Annotated in this window: 20 protein-coding genes and 1 tRNA gene; 14 read left to right on the plus strand and 7 right to left on the minus strand. The window is 53.9% G+C overall.

Features of this window, described 5'->3' with window-relative positions; all coding sequences use genetic code 11:
• The first annotated feature begins 5 nt into the window (after nt 1–5).
• Both RHH27_RS10985 and hmpF read left to right on the plus strand, forming a co-directional pair.
• The gene (locus tag RHH27_RS10985; RefSeq protein ID WP_302678286.1) at nt 6–1202 is read left to right on the plus strand and encodes a homocysteine biosynthesis protein; all 1197 of its coding nucleotides are present in this window, start codon (nt 6–8) and stop codon (nt 1200–1202) included.
• A 287-nt stretch (nt 1203–1489) separates the two neighbouring features.
• Nucleotides 1490–3175, plus strand: coding sequence for a pilus motility taxis protein HmpF (gene hmpF / locus RHH27_RS10990; protein WP_206200159.1), 1686 nt, complete (start codon nt 1490–1492; stop codon nt 3173–3175).
• Between the two features lie 3 nt (nt 3176–3178).
• Here hmpF and RHH27_RS10995 read toward each other — a convergent pair whose 3' ends face one another.
• On the minus strand, nt 3179–4231 hold the full coding sequence (locus RHH27_RS10995) for a tetratricopeptide repeat protein (protein WP_310438527.1): 1053 nt from the start codon (nt 4229–4231) through the stop codon (nt 3179–3181).
• 181 nt (nt 4232–4412) lie between these two features.
• On the opposite strand from RHH27_RS10995, the gene RHH27_RS11000 reads away from it, so the two are divergent.
• Nucleotides 4413–6407 carry an elongation factor G gene (locus RHH27_RS11000; RefSeq protein ID WP_286625052.1) on the plus strand — a complete coding sequence of 665 codons (1995 nt, stop codon included), beginning with the start codon at nt 4413–4415 and terminating at the stop codon, nt 6405–6407.
• Here the strand turns inward: RHH27_RS11000 and RHH27_RS11005 are convergent.
• Complete coding sequence (locus RHH27_RS11005) at nt 6404–7252, minus strand: glycosyltransferase family A protein (protein WP_302678288.1); 849 nt, start codon at nt 7250–7252, stop codon at nt 6404–6406. The genes RHH27_RS11000 and RHH27_RS11005 overlap by 4 nt on opposite strands.
• 100 nt (nt 7253–7352) lie before the next feature.
• Here RHH27_RS11005 and RHH27_RS11010 point away from each other — a divergent pair.
• Nucleotides 7353–7425 (plus strand) — tRNA-Glu (locus RHH27_RS11010).
• A gap of 96 nt (nt 7426–7521) precedes the next feature.
• Nucleotides 7522–8685 (plus strand): pyridoxal phosphate-dependent aminotransferase, encoded by a 1164-nt coding sequence (locus RHH27_RS11015; RefSeq protein WP_302678289.1) that lies wholly within the window; start codon nt 7522–7524, stop codon nt 8683–8685.
• On the opposite strand, the gene RHH27_RS11020 is transcribed toward RHH27_RS11015, so the two are convergent.
• The 4 genes from RHH27_RS11020 to RHH27_RS11035 are packed head-to-tail and all read right to left on the minus strand — an operon-like array spanning nt 8682 to nt 11588.
• The gene (locus tag RHH27_RS11020; RefSeq protein ID WP_302679166.1) at nt 8682–9053 is read right to left on the minus strand and encodes a Uma2 family endonuclease; all 372 of its coding nucleotides are present in this window, start codon (nt 9051–9053) and stop codon (nt 8682–8684) included. The two genes, RHH27_RS11015 and RHH27_RS11020, sit on opposite strands and share 4 nt — an antisense overlap.
• On the minus strand, nt 8954–9283 hold the full coding sequence (locus RHH27_RS11025) for a Uma2 family endonuclease (RefSeq protein WP_302678290.1): 330 nt from the start codon (nt 9281–9283) through the stop codon (nt 8954–8956). The genes RHH27_RS11020 and RHH27_RS11025 overlap by 100 nt, the downstream gene beginning before the upstream one ends.
• Before the next feature lie 44 nt (nt 9284–9327).
• Entirely contained in the window at nt 9328–10224 is an 897-nt protein-coding gene (locus tag RHH27_RS11030) for an ROK family protein (RefSeq protein WP_302678291.1), read from the minus strand.
• Nucleotides 10221–11588, minus strand: a complete 1368-nt coding sequence (locus RHH27_RS11035; RefSeq protein ID WP_302678292.1) for an LCP family protein — start codon at nt 11586–11588, stop codon at nt 10221–10223. Before RHH27_RS11035 ends, RHH27_RS11030 begins: the two co-directional genes overlap by 4 nt.
• A gap of 191 nt (nt 11589–11779) precedes the next feature.
• On the opposite strand from RHH27_RS11035, the gene obgE reads away from it, so the two are divergent.
• The 5 genes from obgE to dnaN all read left to right on the plus strand — a co-directional run bounded on the left by obgE (nt 11780) and on the right by dnaN (nt 19468).
• On the plus strand, nt 11780–12790 hold the full coding sequence (obgE, locus tag RHH27_RS11040) for a GTPase ObgE (protein ID WP_302678293.1): 1011 nt from the start codon (nt 11780–11782) through the stop codon (nt 12788–12790).
• Between the two features lie 38 nt (nt 12791–12828).
• Nucleotides 12829–15354: a CHAT domain-containing protein gene (locus RHH27_RS11045; protein WP_302678294.1), complete on the plus strand. Its 2526-nt coding sequence runs from the start codon at nt 12829–12831 to the stop codon at nt 15352–15354.
• Nucleotides 15355–15356: 2 nt separating this feature from the next.
• Complete coding sequence (locus RHH27_RS11050) at nt 15357–16628, plus strand: cell wall metabolism sensor histidine kinase WalK (protein WP_225901719.1); 1272 nt, start codon at nt 15357–15359, stop codon at nt 16626–16628.
• 66 nt (nt 16629–16694) lie between these two features.
• Nucleotides 16695–18263, plus strand: a complete 1569-nt coding sequence (gene murJ, locus RHH27_RS11055; protein ID WP_206200170.1) for a murein biosynthesis integral membrane protein MurJ — start codon at nt 16695–16697, stop codon at nt 18261–18263.
• A 95-nt stretch (nt 18264–18358) separates the two neighbouring features.
• Nucleotides 18359–19468, plus strand: a complete 1110-nt coding sequence (dnaN, locus tag RHH27_RS11060) for a DNA polymerase III subunit beta (protein ID WP_302678295.1) — start codon at nt 18359–18361, stop codon at nt 19466–19468.
• On the opposite strand, the gene RHH27_RS11065 is transcribed toward dnaN, so the two are convergent.
• Entirely contained in the window at nt 19465–20097 is a 633-nt protein-coding gene (locus RHH27_RS11065) for a CPP1-like family protein (RefSeq protein WP_149819363.1), read from the minus strand. The two genes, dnaN and RHH27_RS11065, sit on opposite strands and share 4 nt — an antisense overlap.
• 294 nt (nt 20098–20391) lie before the next feature.
• Between RHH27_RS11065 and RHH27_RS11070 the strand changes: the two genes are divergently transcribed.
• From RHH27_RS11070 to RHH27_RS11085, 4 genes are all read left to right on the plus strand, one after another.
• Nucleotides 20392–20649 (plus strand): hypothetical protein, encoded by a 258-nt coding sequence (locus RHH27_RS11070; RefSeq protein ID WP_302678296.1) that lies wholly within the window; start codon nt 20392–20394, stop codon nt 20647–20649.
• A 66-nt stretch (nt 20650–20715) separates the two neighbouring features.
• Entirely contained in the window at nt 20716–21561 is an 846-nt protein-coding gene (gene bchL, locus RHH27_RS11075) for a ferredoxin:protochlorophyllide reductase (ATP-dependent) iron-sulfur ATP-binding protein (protein WP_149819367.1), read from the plus strand.
• Between the two features lie 44 nt (nt 21562–21605).
• Entirely contained in the window at nt 21606–21986 is a 381-nt protein-coding gene (locus tag RHH27_RS11080) for a DUF5331 domain-containing protein (RefSeq protein WP_206200172.1), read from the plus strand.
• Nucleotides 21987–22019: 33 nt separating this feature from the next.
• Nucleotides 22020–23402 carry a ferredoxin:protochlorophyllide reductase (ATP-dependent) subunit N gene (locus tag RHH27_RS11085; RefSeq protein WP_302678297.1) on the plus strand — a complete coding sequence of 461 codons (1383 nt, stop codon included), beginning with the start codon at nt 22020–22022 and terminating at the stop codon, nt 23400–23402.
• Nucleotides 23403–23417: the final 15 nt, after the last annotated feature.

Genomic DNA, 23417 nt, shown 5'->3' on the forward strand with positions numbered 1-23417 from the left:
CGCCTGTGGAACGCACGATTGCCGAAATCAATGAAAAGATTACAGCAGGCAAAGCCACCGTTTGGACATTGGCAGAACTCAAAGCCCGCCTTGAAAGCTTGAGCATTGCGGAAGCAACGCGCCAAGTGGATGTGATCACGACGGGCACGTTTGAACCCATGGAATCGTCTGGGGCGATGATTAACTTGGGGCCGACGGATCCACCGATTAAACTGCGGCAGTGTTGGCTCGATGGCATTCCTGCCTACAGTGGTTTTGGCGCCGTCGATCTGTACTTGGGGGCAGCCCAATCGCTGGATCCCAATTCCGAAGCGGGCGAAGCCGACAGTCTGCGGGAGCGCGGGGGGGGCCATGTCATTGCCGATTTGATTGCGGGTAAAGCCATTCCCCTACGGGCAGTGGGCTATGTCACGGATTGTTATCCCCGCGCCAGTTTAGAAACGGTGATTAGCAAAGAGACGATCAATCAGTTCTATCTCTATAACCCCCGCAATCTTTATCAAAATTTTATTGTCGGTGTCAATGGGGGCGATCGCCCGCTCTATACCTACCTTGGTCCGCTGCAACCGCAACTGGGGAATGCTGTCTATGCCTGTGGCGGTGCCCTTTCACCTCTATTGAATGATCCCTACTTGCGACTGGTGGGGATTGGCACGCGCATTTTTCTCGGCGGTGGCATTGGTTATGTGGCGTGGGAAGGCACTCAACACTTCCCCTTGCAAAAACGGTTGGCCAACGACACCCCCATTGGTCCAGCAGCCACCCTTGCCCTGATTGGTGATGCCAAGCAAATGGATCCCTTTTGGGTGCGCGGTTGCTATTTCAAACATTACGGTGCCTCCCTGATGTTGGGAGTGGGCGTGCCCCTGCCCGTCTTAGATCAAGACGTTATTGCCCGCTGTGCCATTCGTGATGAAGACGTGGTTGCCCCAATTATTGACTTTTCAATTCCCCGCCGCGTGCGTCCCACCTTTGGCATGGTCAACTATGCTCAACTCAAGTCAGGCAAAATCAAAATTGAAGGCAAAACTGTGCGCACTGCTCCCCTGACGAGTCTTTACTTTAGTCAGCGCATTGCCGAAGTCCTCAAAGACTGGATCCACAGTGGTCGTTTTACCCTCACAGAACCCGTTGCCCCCCTGCCGCGCGATCGCGTCTTTTTGCCACAGCAACCTTGGATGCCCGCTGCCAGCGATGATTAATGACATTAATGACTTTTGGCGGGTAGCAACCCTCCTTTCGCTATAATGGCCAATAGTTCAACCACCTTAGCCTTGGCAATTCTCCAGTCCCCGACCGAGTGATTCAGGCCACTGCTGAACACTTGCCGATGGGTGTTTAATAAAAATATAGGGTTCTGGATTCCAGCGATCGCGGACAGACGAAAAGTTGCATCCTTCACTCACTTAATTTCGTCATGCGTATTATTACGGTTGTTGTATGTTCTAGTTGTGTGTCAGTCTCAGCGTTAGGGTAGAGGTCAAGGGCTGTGCAGTATCTTGCCGAGGTGATTAAAAAAACGGGTTTCATGGGGACGAAATCCGAGTTGAAGTTGTTGATGCGTGAGCAGTCGGGCTACTGGCACCCTGTCCCCCAAAACGAAGAAACGATTCCCTTTGACAACAGTCGTGACTACGGCAATGGTGTGTTGGTCTTTGTTGAAATGGCCGCCAACCGCCAGATTCAAAACGTGGATGAAGCAACGCGCCGTCTCACCGGTATCTTGCACGGCTTCACACGGATGCGTGAGCGCTTCCAAAGTCAAGAGGAAGAAATTGAGGGCTGGAAGCAATCCCTCTCCTATCAAGCAGAAGCTCTGAACCAACGGGAACAGGAATTTGAGCAGCGCAGAGAAGAACTCCAAGAACTAGAGGCGCAACTGGCCGGCGCTGAAGAGCAGCTAGCACAACTCAACAAATTGCGAGAAGAATTGACCGCCGAGGAACAGCGGATTCAAGCAGAGCGCCAAGCCCTTGAAAATTTACGCCACCAAGTGCACCAAGAGCAGCAGCGCTGGGAACAACTTAAATCAAGCCACAGCGTTGGCCTATCCCCAGAGCAAATTCGCCAAGTGGACTCGATTTTGCGGCAGTTGGCAGAGACCCTCAACAGTGGTGGGCGTCCTCAAATCGCGGAATGTTTTCAAATTTTAGACCAGCAGCAGGCCTTGCTGAGTCAATACTGGCAGCAACTGGAGCAACTGGAGCAGGAGCTGAGTCAACGGCAAGCTGCCCTAGAGGAACAACTGCAAGCCTTCCATGCAAAGGAGGAGACGTGGCGCACCGCCCAAGAACAATTTTGGCAAGACAGTCGGGCGATCGCCCTGCAGGAGGAACTCTGCCGCTACAAACAGTCCGTGCTTGAAAAAGAACGTCACCTCCTTGCCCAACAGGAGGAAATGATCCAGCAAATGCGCCAAGCCATGGTCAGTGATCTCACAGAGGCCGTGGATGTGAATGCCCTGATGAAAATGCCCATGGAGGAACTCGAAAAAGAAGTCGCCAACCGCGGTAATGACCTCAAACGTGCCTCTGCCTTTGTCAACGATCAAGAAGAAGAGCTAAAAATGGCTCTGGAGTCCTTAGCAGAACTGGAGCAAAAAGTCAAAGACGCCAGTGATTTCGATCGCCTGCAACTGGCAGGAGAACTGGAGGACGAACGCCAGCGCTGTAATCTGCTCAATCAGGCGCTTGAAGGACAGCGGCAAAATATCCGTGAAAAAGAAGCGATCTACAAAATCCACAAACAAGTGCTAGAGGCGCGCAAAGATCCCGCCTCCCAACAGGGCATTAGCCTCATTCCCATCCTCAGTGAACTGGAGCGCCAGTTTCAAGAGTACAGTGTGGCTGTCAATCAACTCGCGGAAGAATTGCAGCAGGCCTATACTGATCTCGAAAGTCTGCGCCACGACCTTGAAGAGCGCCGCAAACTGCAACAGCAGCAAAAAGATCAACTCAGTCAAGAAGAACAGGCACTGATTGAAGAGCAACGGTTACTCGCTGCCAAGCGCGGCCAAGCGAATCTACTGCGGGAGATTTTACAGCCCGTTCAAGATCGCCTCAATCACCTGCGCCAAGGCCTAGAGGGACTAAACCAAAATATCCTCAATGGCCGTCCCAGTGCTCTCATTTCTGAATTGCAGCAGGTCGTCATGAATCTAGGGCAGGGGGCTTAGTCGCTAATTGCGCTGCCGCATCGCGTCTCGGACTTTGGTTTCTCCTGCGCGGTTATTTTGCTCACGGTACAGTTTCAAAGCCACTTGATAGGCACTGCGAGCCTCCTGCCGCCGCCCTTGCGCTGCCAAGGCTTTGCCCAAGCGATAAAATCCCTCGGGATCTCTAGGGTTGATCTGCGTAGCTTGACGATAAATTGCCGCCGCTTCAAGGGGGTTGTTCTGCTGCATTAACAACTCGCCAAAGCTAAAGTAGGTGGCTAGCCGTTCGCGTTGCAAAGTGATTAGGCGGCGATAGGTTTGAATGGCTCGCTCGGGTTGATTCGCCGCAACGGCCAGTTCAGCCACCTGTTGTAGCAGATCCGCATCCCGCTGACCCAAGTTAGCGGCGCGATCAATCGCTTGCCAGCCATTGCTAGGATCGCCGGCGGCCAGAAGTGCCATCCCCAAGTTGAGTTGAATCGAGGCATTGCCGGGGGCAAGGCTTGCCGCCTGTTGCAGACTACTGAGGGCTTCAGGAATATTGCGTTGTTGGAGCAGCAAAACGCCTAATCCCTTTTGAGCCGCCCAATTGCGGGGGTCAAGACTGAGGGCGGAGCGGTAGGCCTGTATAGCGCCTTGGGGATCCCCCATGCGGGCGAGAATCACCGCCAGTCCTTCGTAGGATTGGGCATTACGGTTATTCAGGCGAATGGCTTGGCGGTAGGCGGCAGCAGCCCCGTGGTTTTCCCCCATCATCCCCAGACTGTAGCCGAGGGCATAGTAAAAATCAGCGTTTTGTTGATCCAGCTCAATAGCGCGTTGGTAGGCACGGGCGGCTTCGGCAAATTGTCCCTGCTGGGCATAGATGTAGCCAATGGCAGAATGCACGCGGGGATTACGGCTCTCGCTCTGGAGCAGTTGCTGATAAATGGCCAAGGCTTGGGCATAGTTTCCTGCTTCCACTAGCCGTCGCCCTTCTTGCATCAGCGTGCTGACTTGGCTATTGGCGTGTACTGGCGATGCCATCCAAAGGCCAAGACTGGCAATACTAGCCCACAAAAGGGAATTGAAGCGCATCGTGAGTGAGTCCTCCTCGCAAACATTAACCCCAACTTAACGGTTGTTTACAGCTCTCTTAAGAGATACTGCAAATTCCGCCAAGGGCGATCGCCAAGGGTTAAGAGATCTAGTTAAGGCAAACTAAGGCTCTATTCTGGACAATTTTGACCCGAATGGCAAATCAAAAGGTAGGTGTGCGATGGCGAGACGATGCAACATTGCCCTTGTGGGCAGCTACAACAGTGGCAAAACAACCCTTGCAGAAAGCATTTTGCGCCTTACCCACGCCACGAGCAGTAAGGCCAGTAGTCTTCTAGATACCAGCCCTGAGGCTCGCGATCGCCAAATGGGGGTAGAACTGAATGTCGTTCATACCCAGTATGGAGACTTGGAGCTGACGCTTCTCGACTGTCCCGGCTCGGTGGAATTGCTGCAAGAAACCCTCAATGCCCTCGTGGGGGTGGATATGGCGATCGTTGTCTGTGAACCCCTGAGCGATCGCGCCTTTACCCTAACCCCCCTGTTCAAATTCCTCGATGACTGGCAGATTCCCCATATTCTTTTTGTCAACAAGATGGAGCGCGCCCATGACCCCTACATGGAGATCCTCGCGGCCTATCGCCAAGTTTCCAGTCGCCCCTTGGTACCCCACCAGTACCCCATTTGGCAGGGGGATGATCTCTTGGGCTACATTGACTTGGTGACGGAGCAGGCCTATCACTATCATGCGGGGGCAGCGGCGGATTTAGTTCCCTTTCCTTCGGAATTACAAGCCGTTGAACAGGCGGCGCGGGCGGAGCTACTGGAGGCTCTAGCCAACTATGATGACCACCTTTTGGAAGAACTCCTTGAGGATATTGCGCCGCCAGAAAGTGAAATCATGGCGGATCTGCGCTGGGAGTTGGGAGCCGATTTAATTGTGCCCGTCTTTTTTGGCAGTGCGCAAACGGACTACGGTGTGCGCCCCCTATTGGCAGCCCTTGATCGCGAAGCACCCGATGCCACAGAAACTGCTGCCCATCGCCAGATCAATGGTGAAGAACCCCTCGCCCAAGTGCTGAAGACCTTCTATCTACCCCAAGGAGGCGGCAAGCTCTCCCTCGTTCGGGTCTGGCAGGGTACCTTGACCGATGGTATGAGCTTGAATGGGGTGCGCGTGGGGGGTATCTACCGTGCCCAAGGTACACAACTGGAATCCTTGGGACAAGCCACAGCGGGGGACATCGTTCTCTTGGCGCGGCTAGAGGGCATTCGTACGGGTGAGACCCTCAGTATCAATGGTCAGGCGGTGCCTTTGCCCTGTGCCCCCCAACTAGAACCCGTCTATGCCTTGGCCATTACCCCCAGTAAACGCAGTGATGAGGTGAAGCTCACCAGCGCGCTGCAAAAACTCCTTGAGGAAGATCCGGCGCTGCGCTGGGAACAGCATGGCGATACCCATGAAATTATTCTCTGGGGACAGGGTGACATTCACTTGCAGATTGCCCTTGATCGCCTGCGCCGCAAATATAACCTACCGATGCAAACCCATCTCCCCCAAGTCCCCTACAAGGAAACCATTCGCCGCAGCACGAAAAACAGTCATGGCCGCTATAAACATCAAACCGGTGGCCACGGCCAGTTTGGCGATGTCTACCTCGATATTGCTCCCCTAGAACGCGGCAGCGGCTTTCAATTTAGTGAAACCATTGTCGGCGGCGTTGTGCCCAAGCAATATATCCCCGGTGTCGAGCAAGGGGTGCGGGAATTTCTCAACCAAGGACCGTTGGGATTTCCGATCGTGGATGTGGCGGTGACCCTCACCAATGGCTCCTATCACTCCGTGGATAGCTCTGAGCAGGCCTTTCGCCAAGCGGCTCGCCTCGCCATGCAAGCGGGAATTCCCCAGTGTGAACCGCAACTCCTAGAACCCATCATGGCAGTCCAAGTGTGGATGCCCCAAGCTTTTACGGCTAAGGTGATGCAGGCGTTGACGGGGCGGCGCGGTCAGGTTTTGGGCTACAGCAATAAGGAGGGTTGGCCCGGCTGGGAACAGATTGAGGCTTATTTACCCCAAGCAGAAATGCATGACTTTGTGGTGGAGTTGCGATCGCTGACAATGGGCACAGGTGGCTTCCATTGGCAATTTGACCATCTTCAAGAAGTACCGGAGAAACTGGCCGCGACGATTGTCCAGCGCCACAAAAAAGCCTAGGCTACCAGTTGAGCCGCCTTGGCCTGCAATTCCTGAAGTCGTGTGGCCATAATCTGCTGAATCTGCGCCTCCTGCTGGCGATCGCTCGCATCCAGATCATCAGCCACGGTGCCGGGAGCCGCTTGGAATTTCTTGAGTTGACGGTCAAAGAAACTATTGGGAAAGCGGCGGTACTCAACGGTCTGCTGCTGGAGTTGGGCAGTGTGGCAAAACTGGTGCAGCCAATGGGCATAGGCCACATCCTCAGCCCCATAGCGAAATTGGCGAAACACCTCCTCTTCGGGAAAGCCGCCAATAAACTCATGGACTTCGCGGCGCACGGCGAGATTGAGCACCAGCGTTTGCTCGAGGCTTTTGTGCCAGTAGGGATGCAGGCGATCGCGACAATAGACCCCCGTGCGTACCGCCCCAAAATACGCTGGGGCATAGGGTGCGGGTAAAGGCTGATTCAACACCGATAGGGCTAAAAACAGATGCTCAGGGCGGTAGAGATCATCGGCATCACAGAAAAAAATCACCTCCCCTTTGGCCAAGCGCACCCCCATGTTCCGCGCTGCCGCAATCCCAATATTCGTCGGCAAGCCCACCAATTGTAGGGGCACGGCATTCGGCCATCCTGCCGTCGCCACATCACAGGTGTGATCCGTTGAACCATCGCTAATCAGGATGAATTCCCCCGCAGTGGCGTAGGGGAAGTGCTGTTGGAGGTAGCGGCAACTGGCGGCAATGCTCTCAAGGGTTTCCCGAAAGACCGTTTCTCCCCGTTGGGTCACCACATTGTAGGCGGGCATCACAATCGAGAAGGAACGTAGGCCAGCAAGTTCCACAGCAAGTCCCTCAGTCACTCGCCCTCATTTTCTCCCTAGGAGCGGCTGCGATGCAAAAATTTCCCGAGGGGTTGACAAACGCTCAGGGCATTCGCTACATTAACTAATGCTGAGTCTTGCCCCCATCGTCTAGAGGCCTAGGACACCTCCCTTTCACGGAGGCGACGGGGATTCGAATTCCCCTGGGGGTATCCTCTATTGGCAACCTCAATGTGAACGGTCGATATTTGATTCGCCGCTCCCCTGCCAAAGTGCCACAATACGGAAAGTAGTGCAGGAGACAAAGGATGGACTGGGCAACGCGGGTGATGCGGGTCACGCCGTCGGTAACGCTGGCGATTGATGCCAAAGCCAAGGCAATGCGCGCAGCGGGAGAGGATATCTGTAGCTTTAGTGCGGGCGAACCCGACTTTGACACCCCTGCCCACATTCGTGAGGCGGCAAAAGCAGCGCTCGATCAAGGCAAAACCCGCTATGGTTCGGCGGCAGGGGAACCGGCCTTGCGGCAGGCGATCGCCACCAAGCTCAACAACGACAACCACCTGCCCTATCGCGCCGAAAATATCCTAGTGACCAATGGCGGCAAGCAAGCCCTCTTTAACCTGATGCTAGCCCTAATCAATCCCGGCGATGAGGTGATTATTCCTGCCCCCTACTGGGTGAGCTATCCAGAAATGGTGCACTTGGCCAGTGGCACGCCGGTGATTGTGACAACCACTGCGGAAACCGGCTATCGGATTACCCCTGCCCAGCTAGAGGATGCCATTACCCCCAAAACACGGCTCTTTGTCCTCAACTCCCCCAGCAACCCCACGGGCATGGTCTATACCCCCGAGGAAATTCGCGAACTAGCGGCAGTCATTGTGCGGCATCAACTGTGGGTGATCTCCGATGAGATTTACGAGAAGATTCTCTACGATGGGGCTGAACACCTGAGCATCGGTGCTGTCAGTGAGGCGGCCTTTGAGCGAACCATTGTCTGTAGTGGCTTTGCCAAGGCCTATGCGATGACCGGTTGGCGTGTGGGCTATCTGGCAGGGGCAACCGATGTCATTAAAGTCGCCACGAAAATTCAGAGCCACAGCACCTCAAATGTCTGTACCTTTGCCCAATACGGTGCCCTTGCGGCTCTAGAGGGAAGTCAAGCCTGTGTGGCCGAAATGGTGGCCGCCTTCCGCGATCGCCGTGCCTGTATCTATGAACGCATTTCTGAAATTCCTCGCCTGCGCTGTCTCAAACCCCAAGGCGCCTTTTATCTCTTTGTGGATATTAGCGAAACGGGTTTAAGTTCCGTAGAGTTTTGCGATCGTCTGCTGGAGGAAGAAAGAGTGGCCACGATTCCCGGTAAAGCCTTTGGCATGGATGATCACATTCGCCTCTCCTACGCCACAGATTTGGCCACCATTGAAAAAGGCCTGACGCGACTGGCAAAATTTGTCGAGCGGCTCTAAATCCACAACTGCGCCATCGGTAGGAGAAACCCCGGCATCACCTCACTACAATCAACCACCTCAGGGGAGTCCAAAACCACCACTTCCGCTTGGGGACGATAGAGTGCCACTTGACGGTCTTGGGAATTGATCAGCAGCCCCAAGCGCACCCCCAGTCGCCGATACTCCTGCATTTTGGCGCGTAAGCGGTCAATCGCATCCGAGGGCGATCGCAACTCAGCAACGAAATCCGGCACGATGGGGATAAAGCCCGTCAGATCAACGCCCTCTAGGCGGAGGCTAGCAATCCAAGAGACATTTGGGGAGAGTTTGCCGCCCCCCAAAGCTGTAAAGTCATAGCCCGTTGAGGAATCAAAGGCACGCCCCAGTTGCGTTTGCCGGTTCCAAAGCCCCACTCCACAATCAGCTCAAAATTTTGGGCACCTGTTTGCTCCCCCGTTGGCGGCATGACAATCAATTCTCCAGCCTGGGTCAATTCTAGGCGCAGATCAGGATTATCGCGGCAGAGCTGATCAAACTGCTCTGGGGTCACCTGCACCGTTGCATTGCGGACATTGAGCAGCAGCGGCGAGCTGTCCACGGCTGTCGTAGAAGTCATAACAGTTGGTTCAAGCCGAATAACTTGATCCTAGCGAAGGCGACTTAGAGATGGTCTTTGACGTATTTCCACGCTAGTTTGGCTGCACCGACGATGCCCGCGTGATTGCCAAGGGTGGCTCGCAAACAGTGGAGGTTATTGCGGGAGGTGGGCAGCACCCGCTCTTCCAATTCAGCAATCATCGAGGGAAAAAAGAGGTCACTGGCGGCACTAATCCCCCCACCAATAATCACCGCTTCGGGGGTGAGGACATACACAAGGCTCGCAATGCCAGCGGCTAATTCACGGCCATAGCTTTGCCAGAGGGCGATCGCTTCAGGGTCACCATTGTTGGCTCGCTCTGCCATCTCATGGGGTTCACAGCCCCAGCGCCGCCGCAGGGCTTGGGCAGAAACATGTTGCTCAAGGGAACCGCGATTGCCACTGTTGCAGGGAGGCCCTGTGTAGTCGAGGGTAATCAGCCCCAACTCGCCAGCGGCGCCATCCCGACCGACAAAGAGATCGCCATTGAGGATGATCGCACCGCCGACCCCCGTCCCCAAGGTCAGCAAAATTAGATCCTTAAACTGACTCCCTGCCCCTAGCCATGCTTCTCCGAGGCCGGCACAGTTGGCATCGTTACCAATCACGGTGGGCTTGCCCGTCAACTGTTCGAGGCTGTCGCTAATGGGCACTTCGTACCAGTCAAGGTTAATCGCACGGCGGGCAATACGACCAGTGGCATCCACAGGCCCCGGTATCCCCATCCCGATCGCCAGCGCCCGATCCTCCCCATCCAGTTCTTTAATCCCCTGCACAATGGCTTTAATCACCCGTTCTGGAAAGGGGGGCTGAGGGGTCGGCAACGTCAGGGCATTGAGGCAATCTCCCTTGGGACTAAAGCGCCCCATTTTGATGGCAGTGCCACCAAGATCAACACCAATCACGTAGGGTTCACTCACAGAGATTTTGTGGGTCTCAATTGCAGGCGATCGCGGGCATCGTCGCCCAGTTGAATCGTCACATCCGATGCTAACACACCTGTACTCTCCACCCGCACTTCACCAAATCCCAGCAATAGCTGCACCCGCCGCGCTGCCGCCAAATCCCCCTGCTGAGCAATGATCCGTGTCATCGGGAGCGGTTGGGGCAATGGCTCTGCCAGCAAAGGATCAGGGTAACCGGCGGTTTGCAGTTGCTGACTCAGACGCATGACCAATGATTCTGGCAGGGTGGTATTTTGAATCGCAATGCGCACCTGGGCAGGGGGGGTCAAACCCGTCTCGCGCGGATCAGCCGTGGGAGTATCGCGGAAATAGTGATCCGTCAGCCAAGCAATCCGTTGGTAATCGGGCAACCAATAGCTCACTTCCACTTCATCGGTGCTGCCATTAAAGTTCCCCGGCAACATCAGAAACTCCACCCGCGATCGCGGCAAGCTAGTGAGGAATTGCCCCAAGCTCATCAGTTCCTCAACCGTTAAATTGGTATCCAAGTTTTCGCGAATAATACTGAGAAGCTGGGGGGTACGGGCAAGGGTTTCGGGGCGAGCCGTTTGCTCCATTAGTGTCCGCAAAAACATCTGTTGTCGCTGCACGCGGCCAATATCGCCAAGGGCATCGTAGCGAAAGCGCAGAAATTGTAGGGCTTGGTTGCCATTCAGGTGTTGTCGTCCGGGCTGCAAATCAATGTAGAGGCGCTGACTGTCATCCCGATAGCGCATGGCTGTGGGTACATCCACTGTCACCCCCCCAAGGGCATCAATGAGTTTCTCAATGCCTTGAACGTTAATGCGCAAATAGCGATCGATGGGCACATCCCCCAGCAAATCACTCACGGTTTCCGCCGCCAGTGCGGGTCCACCGAGGGCATTGGCTTCGTTAATTTTGGCGTCGCCTCGGCCGGGGATAAAGGTCAGCGTATCGCGGGGAATTGACAACACCACTAACCGTTGCTGCACTGGGTCAAAACGCACGAGTAGCAGTGAGTCCGATAGCCCTTCAACGGAATTCACTAGGGCATGGTAGGTAAGGTTGGGGTCAGGCGGTTCATCTAAGTCGGAGGTTAAAACCTTGGAGCCAATGAGCAGTAAATTCAAGGGTTGATGGAGCCTTGCCCCTGTCCAGCGATCGCCCCGTTGAAACACCTGCCACTCCCGACTGCTGAGCGATCGCTGCATAAGCGGTGTACTCTGACTCAATAGCCCCCAGAGTGCCCCCAAGCTGCCGGAGATTAAGGCAACCCCTAGCCACAACACCAGTCGCCAAAATAAAACCCCTTCTTCAGGCGGAGCGGGTCGTCGTCGGTGTTGCCATCGAATAAACACTATTGCCTCGGCACACTAAAATTCCCTTAAGCCTACCATATAGCCCTTTTCTCCTATGACGTACATGAAGCGTCTTCGATACGGAGTTTCACCCTTTGGAGCCGGTGTCATCCCTGTAAAAAGAACTGTCAACAAGGTGGCAGGATACAATACTCAGATACCCAACCTATACGCAACCGATTGCGGCCAAAATGCAATTTATTGACCTTGCCGAAATTCATGTCAAAGCTGGAAAGGGGGGCGACGGCATTATTGCCTTTCGCCGTGAAAAATACGTGCCTGCGGGAGGCCCCTCAGGGGGGAATGGTGGCAATGGTGGGTCAGTCATTCTCAAAGCGGTACCCCATTTACAAACGCTGCTGGACTTTCGCTATGCCCATGTCTTCAAAGCGGACAATGGCCAACGGGGCGGGCCGCATAACCGTACGGGTGCCTGTGGTGCAGATTTAGTGATTGAAGTGCCCTGTGGCACCATGGTTTGGGATGCCGAAACCGAGGAATTGCTGGGAGACCTCACCACCCCCGGTCAAACGCTGCTGGTGGCTAAGGGGGGCAAAGGGGGTTTAGGGAATAAGCACTTCCTGAGTAATCATCAACGGGCACCAGACTATGCCCTACCGGGGCTAGAGGGGGAAGAACGGCATCTCCGGCTAGAACTCAAACTACTGGCGGAAGTGGGCATTATTGGCCTGCCCAATGCCGGTAAATCCACCCTAATTTCGGTGTTGTCGGCAGCGCGACCGAAAATTGCCGATTATCCCTTTACAACCTTGGTGCCCAATTTAGGTGTGGTGCGCCAACCCAATGGTGATGGAACCGTGTTTGCTGATATTCCCGGTCTCATTGCCGGTGCCCATGCGGGGTTGGGGTTGGGGCATGAGTTTCTCCGCCATATTGAGCGTACCCGTCTGCTGCTGCACTTGATTGATGCCACGGCTGAGGATGTGGTGGCTGCTTACCAAACCATTCGCGATGAGCTAGTGGCTTATGGTCACGGCTTGGCCGATCGCCCGCAAATTATTGCCCTCAACAAAATTGATGCCCTAGAACCTTCCCAAATTGCTGCAGTTCAAGACACCCTTACTGCCTATGCCGGTCAACGGGTTTTTGCCATCTCTGCGGTGGCGCGTCGGGGGTTAGAGCCTCTCTTAGATGCCATTTGGCAGGAACTGGGGGTGAGCGTTTCCCATCAGTATTCTTGATTGTGACGGGTGCTGTTGAGGAACCACCGAGGAAAAAAATGAACACCAGAAGATGCCTTGTCCGGGGCGCGATCGCCCTTGGAAGTAGTCTGATTCTTGGTCTGTGTTCGCCAACTCTAGCCCAGCCATCCCCCCAGCAATTTCAGGAACTCGCCAATCAAATTGATCAACTGCGGGAACAAGGTAATATGCAGGCTGCTATTCCCCTAGCAGAGCGCTTTGTGACCTTAGTGGAAAATACACTGGACAGCAACCATCCCCTTTTGGCAGCCAGTCTCAACGAATTGGCAAAGCTCCATGTTGAGCAGGGAAATTATGCAGCAGCACTCCCCCTCTATCAGCGGGCATTGGCCATCTATGAACGTACTGGAGGTTCCGAACAACTAGAAGTAGGCGTAACATTGAATAATTTGGCCAATCTCTACCGTGCCCAAGGGAACTATGATGCTGCGTTGCCAGTGTTTCAGCGGGCATTGGCGATCGCCACCCAAAACCTAGGGTCAAATCATCCCGAAGTGGCGGTGACGCTGAATAATATGGGTGTCGTCTACACCCAGCAAAAAAACTATGCCCAAGCCCATCGGCACTATCAGCAAGCCTTAACAATTTTTGAGCGCACCTTAGGCAAAAAGAATGCCTATGTGGCAACTGTTCTCAATAACCTAGCCGACCTCTATCGCGCCCAAAAAAAATACGCTGCTGCCTTGCCGCTGTACCAACGTGCCCTGCAAATTCGTGAACAAACCTTGAGTGCAGGCCATCCTGACATCGCTAACAGCTTGAATAATTTGGCAACCCTCTACTTCGATCAGGGCAACCATGGGGCAGCGCTTTCCCTCTATCAACGGGCGCTGGCGATCGCCCAATCCCGCCTTGGGGAAAGCCATCCCCATACCGCTGCTGCGCTAGGAAACCTTGCTGCGGTCTATTGGCAACAGGGAGATTTGAGGCAAGCCCTTGCCCTACTGAACAATGTTCAAGAAATCGAAGAAAAGAACCTCACTCAAAATCTGGTCGTTGGTGCTGAGGATTACAAGCGTAGGTATCTGGCTACCTTTCAAGACACGACGAATGCCATTCTCACGCTGCACCTGCAGAACCTGCCCCAAGATCCTGAGGCCACCGCCTTGGCTCTGACAACACTCTTGCGCCGCAAAGGGCGATTACTGGATTTTCTCAGCCAGAACCAAGCACGACTGCGACGGCAACTAGCGGCGCCAGATCAAGCGAAGCTCCAGCAACTCACCACATTGCGCACAACCATCGCTAAACTCGTTTTTGCTTCAGCAAAGCCAGCAGCTTTCTCCCAAGTGCAGCAGCTTCAAGCCCAGGCCAATCAACTGGAAGCCGAACTGAGTCTGCGCAGTGCTAGCTTTCGCGAACTCACTCAACCCGTAACCATCGCTGCGGTTCAACGAGCGATTCCGGCTAATGCTGCTTTGATTGAGTTTATTCGCTATCGCCCCTACGACTTGGGCAAACAGAGGTTTGGTGAGCCGCGCTATGGCGTCTATGTATTGCGTGCCACGGGTCAGCCCCTAGGGAGAGATCTTGGCACCGCTGCTGAAATTGATACCCAAGTACGCCAGACTCGCTTACGTTTGGCTGACCCTCGCTTACCCAAGGGTGAAGTTCAACGGGCAGCTCAAGTTCTTGCCGAGCGGGTGATGACGCCGATTCGTCCGTGGATTGGCAATGTGACTCATTTGCTCATTGCCCCGGATGGGGAGTTGAATACTATTCCCTTTCAGGCACTTGTGGATGCCCAAGGGCGCTATTTAGTGGAGTCTTACATGATCACATTGCTGACCTCTGGGCGCGAACTCTTGCGCCTTCAATCCCAATCTGTAACTGTTCATACTCCTTTGATTATTGCTGACCCTAGTTTCGATCGCTCCTTCGGCAATGCCCCTTCAGCAACGGTGCGCTCTCTTGATTTGCGGAGTTTGACTTTTGCTCCCCTACCGGGGACGACTGAGGAAGCGCAAGCACTGAGGGTGCTCCTTCCCCAAGCTCAGGTATTACTCCAAGCAGCAGCCACAGAAGCAGCGGTTAAGGCAGCAAATTCCCCTAAAGTTCTCCACTTGGCCACTCACGGCTTTTTTTTAGCTAATTCAGAAAACAAGGGCATCCTTGACAACCCCCTCTTGCGATCCGGGTTGGCCTTAGCGGGATTTAACCAACGCCAGAGTGGTTCAGATGTGGATGATGGTGTCCTTACTGCTTTGGAAGTGACCGGCATGAACCTCAGCGGCACAGAATTAGTGGTGTTATCGGCCTGTGATACGGGACGGGGGGAGGTGGTCAACGGTGAAGGGGTCTATGGTCTGCGCCGTGCCTTTACCATAGCCGGGGCGCGATCGCAGGTGAGTACCCTATGGAAAGTGGATGATCAAGTAACCCGCGATATGATGGTGGCCTTTTACCAAAATCTGCACCGAGGCATGGGGCGCACAGAAGCCCTGCGGCAAGTCCAGCTTCAGCGACTCAAGGATGAATCCCCCTACTATTGGGCGGCGTTTGTTTCCAGTGGTGATTGGTCTCCCTTAGCATTGCCCCGATGACGATGGTTCGTGCCATTCAATACCGTCTTGCACTGTGGTATGTGGGGGTAACGGCACTCCTGCTCCTCATCTTTGCCACGGGGTTCTTTTTCTATGTGCGGGGAACCCTGATCGAGCGCATTGATGACACCCTCAGCCACGTTGTTGAGGTGGTGAGTCGTTCCCTGATTATTGACACGGCCACGGCGGAAGCCATTGATTGGCAAACCAGTTTAGGCAGTAGTCCCCTTGCGGCACTGGAGGAGGATCACATTGACCTAGAGGGGTTTACTCCGGATCAGCAGTTGGCTTGGAGCACGTTTTCAGAACCCCTTGATCTGCCCTTGCATCTGAATCGGACAGCAGAAACGGTGCAGGTGGGGGAGGATCGCTGGCTACGGCAGATGACGGTGGCCTTAGTGGTGGGCGATCGCCTACTGGGCTATTTGCGGGTCAGCCATCCTTGGTTCGAGGTGACCCAACCGAGTCAAGCCCTACTCTGGGATCTCTTGGTTGGTATGACCATCACGCTGACACTGGTGAGTATTAGTGGCTGGTTTTTGTCACGGCTGGCGATCGCCCCCCTGCAGCAGTCCTATGCTTATTTGAAGCAATTTACCGCTGATGCTTCCCATGAATTGCGCAACCCCGTGGCCCTCATTCAAACCAATGTCCAGGTTGCCTTAGCCACTGCGGATCCGGAAACCCAACGCCAACAACTCCTAGTCATTGAACGCCTTAGTCGCCGCCTCAGTCGCTTAGTGGATGATTTGCTCTTTCTAACTCGTCAAGATAGCGGCATGATTCCCCTGCAGGCCCAGCCCTGTCACCTTGATGCCCTGCTTTTGGGGGTGATTGAGGAGCAAACGCCCTTGATTGAGCAAAAACACCTCCAACTGGCGTTGGAGCTTGCGGATCCCCAGACCTCAGAGACAGAGGCCTATCGTCTGTGGGGCAACCCCGATCACCTGAGTCGCTTGTTAACAAATATCCTCAGTAATGCCGTGCAATATACCCCTGCGGGGGGTCAGATTCAAGTGAGGTTGGATCAGCAGGGCAAATTCTACCGCTTGGTGATTGCCGATAATGGACCGGGGATTCCCGCCAGTGAACTGCCCCGCCTGTTTGATCGCTTTTATCGCCTTCAGGGCACAAAGTCCGAAGGGACGGGTTTAGGGCTGGCGATCGCCCAATCCATTGTCAAAGCCCACCGCGGTCAGATTCAGGTGACTAGCGAAGTCGGTCAAGGCACCTGCTTTACGATTCTGCTGCCAGCGGAAATAAAAGAGATCTAGATCACTGGTACGATCATCGCCAGAGTTATCCCCAAATCCGCCAGTTTTATTAGGATTGCCACCACTGTGGAAAAGAAATCGCGTTCGCTTGCCCATGTTGCCACCATTGTTGCCGTTGCAACGCTGTTGAGTAAAGTCGCGGGACTGGTTCGCCAGCAGGCGATCGCCGCCGAATTTGGTGTTGGCGCCGCAGTGGATGCCTACAGTTATGCCTATGTGATTCCGGGGTTTCTCTTTGTGCTCTTGGGGGGGATCAATGGCCCGTTCCACAGTTCGATCATCAGTGTGGTTCTCAAGCAACCGCCCGAAAAAGCCGCGCCCCTCGTGGAAACCATTACCACCGTTGTGGGTGCCCTATTACTGGTGCTGACCGCCATTTTGATGGTGCTGGCTGACCCCTTAATTCAACTCATTGCCCCCGGTGCCAGTCCAGAGATTCAAGCCTTAGCCGCAGAGCAGTTTCGGATTATGGCACCCTTGGCCGTGCTCTCGGGTTTGATTGGCATTGGCTTTGGTACCCTCAATGCTGCCGATCAGTACTGGTTGCCCTCGATGAGTCCCTTGCTGTCTAGTTTGGCAGTGATTATTGGCATTTGGTTCTTTGCCGATCAATTTGGCCCAGCAGTGCTCGCTTGGGGAACCCTAGCGGGAGGGGTGCTGCAATGGCTTGTACAAATTCCTGCCCAATGGCAAGCCGGCATGGGTACATTGCGATTACGTTTTGATCTCAATCGTCCTGAGGTGCGGGAGTTAATTCAACTCATGGGGCCTGCTACCCTATCCTCGGGAATGCTCTTGATCAGCGTCTATATCAGTCTCTTCTTTGCCTCCCAGTTGCCTGTGGGGGCTGCGTCGGCCTTGAGTTACTCCCAACTGCTCTTTCTAACGCCCTTAGGGATTCTCTCCAATGTGATCCTTGTGCCCTATATGCCCATTTTTTCAAAGTTGGCACAACCAGAACATTGGCCGGATCTCAAGGAACGCATTCGCCAGAGTTTGGTACTCACTGCCTTGAGTATGATGCCCCTCGGTGGCATGATGGCAGCTTTGGCATTGCCGGCAGTGCGGGTGGTCTATGAGCGGCGTGCCTTTGATTTTCAGGCCTCCCAACTGGTGGCGGCGCTACTATTGGTTTATGCCATTGGTATGTTTTTCTACCTTGCCCGCGATGTTATTGTGCGGGTCTTTTATGCCCTAGAGGATGGCCGCACACCCCTCTACATCACCCTCTGGGGATTGGGATTTAATGCCCTGTTTTGCTTTTTCTTTACCCAAGCCTTTGGCGCTGTTGGGTTGGCAATGGCCACGGTTGGAGTGAATACCGTATCGTTTATTGCCCTGACTTGGATTTTGCACCGTCGTTTGGGGGGGCTACCTTGGGGGGAGCTAATTGTGCCCTTGGTGGGAATTGCCCTAGCCAGTGTGCTCAGTGGTGGGGCAGGTTGGGGTGCCCTCAAAGGACTGGAATTGCTCTGGGGGCGGGAAGGCTTGGGGGTGCAACTGTTGCAGTTGGCGATCGCTGGCAGTGTCAGCCTGATTGTTTTTGCAGCGGCTATCTCGCCCCTAAATCTACCGGAGCTAGAGTTTTTCCTGAGCAAAGTACGGCGGTTTTTGCCCAAGCGATACCAGTCATAGATTGCATAGTATGCTAGTAGATCGGCCAATAACGAGCCGCGTTTTTCCCCTCTCCGTTGCCTCTTATCCCATCTGCCTCTGCCGTGGAGTACACCATGAAAGTTGTTTGTTCACAATCAGTTCTCAGTAGTAAGCTCGCCCCCCTGAGTCGCGTTGCGCCGAGCAATCCGTCGCACCCGATTTTGGCGAATATTCTCCTGCAAGCTGAAGGTGGCCGCCTCGGACTCTCCGTCTTTGATCTCAGTTTGGGGATGCAAATCTGGCTGGATGCAGAGGTGAAGGTGCCGGGGGCAATTACTGTTTCTGCCAAGCTCTTTAGTGAGATGGTGGCGCGAATGCCCAATCGCGATATTGAGATTACGGCGGAAGATACGCGGGTGATCCTCGACTATGGCAGCGGTTTCTTTGAGATTCAGGGGATGAGTGCCGAGGAATTTCCTGCTCTGCCCACGTTAGAGGATGTGACACCTGTAACCTTGACTGCAGAGGCATTGCGGCGGGGACTTCAGGGGAGTTTGTTTGCGGCGAGCACCGATGAAACCAAGCAAATTCTCACCGGGTTGCATGTGACGTTTGAGATCGATCGCCTTGAGTTTGCAGCAACCGATGGTCATCGCCTCGCCGTTACGCTGACTGAACAGCCTGTGCCGGAAGCCCTCTCGCCGATTACAATTCCGGCAAAATCCCTCAAGGATCTAGAGCGGCTGATGGCAAAACAAGACGGGGATGTAGCGCTGCGCTGTGACCCGACTCAAGTGGTGTTTGATATTGGCAACGATGCTCGCATTACCAGCCGTCTGTTGGAGGGGCAGTATCCCAATTACCGCCAACTCATTCCCAAAACCTTTGCGCGCCAAGTCACGGTGGAGCGATCGACCCTAGCAGATGCCCTAGAACGGGTGGCAATTCTTGCGGCTCAAAAGAATAACGTCGTCAAAATCAACATTGATGCCGAGGCTCAAGAACTCAAACTCTCGGCTGAGGCGCCGCAATTGGGCAGTGGCGAAGAGAATGTACCGGCTCAGATTTCTGGGGAGTCGATGGAGGTGGCCTTCAATGTCAAATATCTTCTCGAAGGACTGAAGGTGATGAATAGTTCAGAGGTGCAACTGCAACTCAACGGCGAAACTCAGCCTGCGATCCTCCTCCCCCTTGGGGAAGCCCAGATGAAATACTTGGTGATGCCGATTCAAATTCGCAGTTAGCGCAGGAAATTGCTGGTGAGCCAAAAGGTGACGAAAACGCCAATGCCCACCAGTTGATCCACATTGAGGAAGACCCCCGGCAGACCAAGCTGGTAAATGCCCACGGCGATCACTGCGCCCAATATCAAGGCAAGGAGGGTGATCAAAAAGGCACGGCCAAGGCGTTGTTCCTTGCGTTGCAGCCACACGAGGTTAAAGCCAACCCCCAGTGACAGCACCAATGCCAAGGTATCGGGATTGGCCTGAGACAGCCCGATCGCCATCAGAACGGCATAGACCGTTGAGGTAATGGCAATGCCCCGCAGGTTGGGGGTGTCTAACTGTTGCTGCCACCACTGAAGGGCGGGATGATTCGCAATGCGATTGGGCTTAGCTGGCGCCGGTTCATTGAGTTGCTCAGCATAGCGAATGCGCTCAGGCACTTTGATTTTGCCCTCTTGGCGTTGCCGCAGCCGATCCATCAAAATGGCATCGTAGGCTGCTTCAATTTCGGTACGCTGCCGTTCATCCCCCGGATGAGCCGCTAATAGCGCATCCCGTGCTTCCTTGATTTGCTCGAAAGAAGCGTCTTCCGGCACTTGCAGCTTTTCGTAGGGGTTGTCACTCATGGCAAATTGATCTTTGTTCATTGGCCATTCTTACGGGCGGTATCAACAGCGGACTGAAGGCTACCCTACAGCTTAACGATGCCGCACCTTTCCAAGGAGCTAATTTTGCTCGTTCAGAGAGATGGCAGAGAAAAACGCTGTAGCACAATCGCCTTCCCTCAAATTCTAACCACTTCCTAGGGAAAACGAGAGAAAGTAGCGCTCAAAGGGATACAACCGCCTAAATTGTAACAAATCATTTACTTTCGAGATTTTTAATAATTCTTTACAACGATGCGGGCGATCGCCCCCTAGGAGAAACGTTTCTTTTTTCAAATGTTTTTTGGCGCGATCGCTGGGCAGGTCAATTTTAGCCTTGGGTGCAATCGGTCAGGGAATGACTTGGCGGGGGGAGTTTTTGTATTTTTGTTTAATTTAACTAAAAAACTAACAGCAAAAAAATTAAAGATAACTTCTCAAAGAACCGCCAGTTTCCTGAGAGACTTCCAAAACTTGAAAAAGCGTTTGCTCATCCTCAAATCAGCTGAAATTTTATTACAAAAAGATTATTTTTCTAACCACTGCCGCTTCTAGCGATCGCTGGCCGAGAATAGCAGTTAGGTCATCGTGTCGCTCCATTACTTAGGAGGCAAGGTCAACGTGAAACTCGCAGTGTACGGTAAAGGCGGAATTGGCAAATCCACCACCAGTTGCAACATCTCAGTGGCGCTGGCGCGGCGGGGCAAGAAAGTCCTGCAAATTGGCTGTGACCCCAAACACGACAGCACATTTACCCTGACAGGCTTTCTGATTCCCACCATCATTGACACGCTCCAAGCCAAGGACTACCACTACGAGGATGTCTGGCCAGAGGATGTGATCTACAAAGGCTATGGCGGTGTGGATTGCGTCGAAGCGGGTGGCCCCCCGGCTGGGGCAGGTTGTGGTGGCTATGTCGTCGGTGAAACGGTCAAGCTCCTCAAGGAACTCAATGCCTTCGATGAATACGATGTCATTCTCTTTGACGTTCTGGGGGATGTGGTCTGTGGTGGCTTTGCGGCCCCCCTTAACTATGCCGATTATTGCCTGATTGTCACCGATAATGGTTTTGATGCCCTCTTTGCGGCGAATCGCATTGCCGCCTCCGTCCGTGAAAAAGCGCGCACGCACCCCCTGCGCCTCGCGGGTCTCATTGGTAATCGCACCAGTAAGCGGGATCTCATTGAAAAATATGTGGAAGCCGTGCCCATGCCCATCCTTGAGGTGCTGCCGTTGATTGAGGATATTCGCGTGTCACGGGTCAAGGGCAAAACCCTCTTTGAGATGGCCGAAAGCGATCCCAGTCTCAACTATGTCTGTGACTACTACTTGAACATTGCCGATCAAATTTTGGCGCGGCCTGAGGGGGTGGTGCCCAAGGATGCCCCCGATCGCGACCTTTTTGCCCTGCTCTCCGACTTCTACTTGAATCCCCAAGGGTCAGAACGGTCACTCGCAGCGGTCTAAAACTCCCCTAGAATACTCCACGGATCCCCTTCGCTGGAGTGAGTATGAACCCTGAGCAATTACGGCAAAGCGCACGCAGTAAGTGGCTGGCCTACTACCAAGAAAACCGCCATTGGATTGTCCGCTTGGCGATTTGGAGTACCTATCGCGGTCAACGGCGCCCCTCCTCAAGTTTTATTTTGGGGGTGCTGACGGCTTTGGAACCGCGCTTACTGGATGCTCTACCCGTCATTGTCGAACTCAGCAACGATCCCGATCGCATTATTTCTGCCTTGGGCTTGAACTTCAACCCCGACGAAGAACTGACCAACGGCGATAACCCTGCTCAACTGCTCCCCGAACCTCGCTTACTACCCCCTAAGCCCTTTGTCAGTAATCGGGCTGAAGAACACGGTGAGGAGGCTGCTCAAAGTCATCAAACCTAGTTCCAATCGTTTCTAAATTTGGAGGCTCTCCCTATGACTGCGACTGCTCCCAATGCCCTCAACTTTGAGTGTGAAACGGGCAATTACCACACCTTTTGTCCCATCAGCTGTGTGGCTTGGCTGTACCAAAAAATTGAAGACAGTTTCTTTTTGGTCATTGGCACCAAGACCTGTGGCTACTTTTTGCAGAATGCGATGGGGGTGATGATTTTTGCCGAACCCCGCTATGCCATGGCGGAGCTAGAAGAGGGAGATATTTCGGCGCAACTCAATGATTATGAAGAGCTAAAGCGCCTCTGCCTCCAAATCAAGCGCGATCGCAACCCCAGTGTCATTGTCTGGATTGGTACCTGCACCACGGAAATTATCAAAATGGACTTGGAGGGACTGGCGCCCAAGCTCGAAGCCGAAATTGGCATTCCCATTGTTGTGGCTCGCGCCAATGGTCTCGACTACGCCTTTACCCAAGGGGAAGACACGGTGCTAGCAGCCATGGCCGCCCGTTGTCCCACGCCCACAGCGGTGAGCGATCCAGAGGAACGCAACCCCATCCAGCGCCTTCTCAACTTTGGCAAGAAAAAAGAGGATCTCCAAGCTGAATCCCACCAGTACCACGACCACCCACCCCTTATTCTCTTTGGCTCTCTGCCCGATCCCGTGGTGACCCAACTCACCTTGGAATTAAAAAAACAGGGCATCAAGGTGTCAGGATGGCTGCCTGCCAAACGCTATACCGAATTGCCAGTGATTGATGAGGGCTACTACGTTGCTGGTGTGAATCCCTTCCTCAGTCGTACCGCCACTACCTTGATTCGCCGCCGCAAATGTCAACTCATTACGGCTCCCTTTCCCATTGGCCCTGATGGTAGCCGCGCGTGGATCGAACAGATTTGTACCACTTTTGGGATTCAGCCCCAAGGCCTAGCGGAGCGCGAAGCCGAAACTTGGGAAAAACTGAGCGACTACCTTGAATTGGTGCGAGGCAAATCGGTCTTTTTCATGGGGGATAATCTCCTAGAGATCTCCCTAGCGCGGTTTTTGATTCGCTGTGGTATGCGGGTACTAGAAATTGGCATCCCCTACATGGATAAACGTTACCAAGCAGCCGAGCTAGAACTCTTGACGAAGACTTGTGCCGAAATGGGGCATCCCCTCCCCACCATTGTTGAAAAACCCGATAACTACAATCAACTTCAGCGGATTAAGGCGCTCCAGCCCGACCTTGTGATTACGGGTATGGCTCATGCCAATCCCCTCGAAGCCCGTGGCATCAGCACCAAGTGGTCTGTGGAATTCACCTTTGCCCAAATTCACGGCTTTGGCAATGCCCGTGACATTCTAGAACTCGTTACCCGTCCGCTGCGGCGCAATCAAGCCCTTGCAGGGTTAGGTTGGCAAAAAATGGTGACCCACTAAAAAATGAACCCCCTC

Origin of the sequence: Thermosynechococcus sp. PP555, from assembly GCF_031583225.1 — a bacterium.
Classification (GTDB): Bacteria; Cyanobacteriota; Cyanobacteriia; order Thermosynechococcales; family Thermosynechococcaceae; genus Thermosynechococcus.

Excerpts from the sequence above, each read along its gene's own strand:
- RHH27_RS11015 (WP_302678289.1), top strand. The coding sequence starts at position 7,522 with ATGGACTGGGCAACGCGGGTGATGCGGGTCACGCCGTCGGTAACGCTG.
- RHH27_RS11050 (WP_225901719.1), top strand. The coding sequence starts at position 15,357 with ATGGTTCGTGCCATTCAATACCGTCTTGCACTGTGGTATGTGGGGGTA.
- RHH27_RS11000 (WP_286625052.1), top strand. The coding sequence starts at position 4,413 with ATGGCGAGACGATGCAACATTGCCCTTGTGGGCAGCTACAACAGTGGC.
- RHH27_RS11080 (WP_206200172.1), top strand. The coding sequence starts at position 21,606 with ATGAACCCTGAGCAATTACGGCAAAGCGCACGCAGTAAGTGGCTGGCC.
- RHH27_RS11025 (WP_302678290.1), bottom strand. The coding sequence starts at position 9,283 with ATGACTTCTACGACAGCCGTGGACAGCTCGCCGCTGCTGCTCAATGTC.
- obgE (WP_302678293.1), top strand. The coding sequence starts at position 11,780 with ATGCAATTTATTGACCTTGCCGAAATTCATGTCAAAGCTGGAAAGGGG.
- RHH27_RS11085 (WP_302678297.1), top strand. The coding sequence starts at position 22,020 with ATGACTGCGACTGCTCCCAATGCCCTCAACTTTGAGTGTGAAACGGGC.
- RHH27_RS11065 (WP_149819363.1), bottom strand. The coding sequence starts at position 20,097 with ATGAACAAAGATCAATTTGCCATGAGTGACAACCCCTACGAAAAGCTG.
- dnaN (WP_302678295.1), top strand. The coding sequence starts at position 18,359 with ATGAAAGTTGTTTGTTCACAATCAGTTCTCAGTAGTAAGCTCGCCCCC.
- RHH27_RS10995 (WP_310438527.1), bottom strand. The coding sequence starts at position 4,231 with ATGCGCTTCAATTCCCTTTTGTGGGCTAGTATTGCCAGTCTTGGCCTT.
- RHH27_RS11070 (WP_302678296.1), top strand. The coding sequence starts at position 20,392 with ATGTTTTTTGGCGCGATCGCTGGGCAGGTCAATTTTAGCCTTGGGTGC.
- RHH27_RS11045 (WP_302678294.1), top strand. The coding sequence starts at position 12,829 with ATGAACACCAGAAGATGCCTTGTCCGGGGCGCGATCGCCCTTGGAAGT.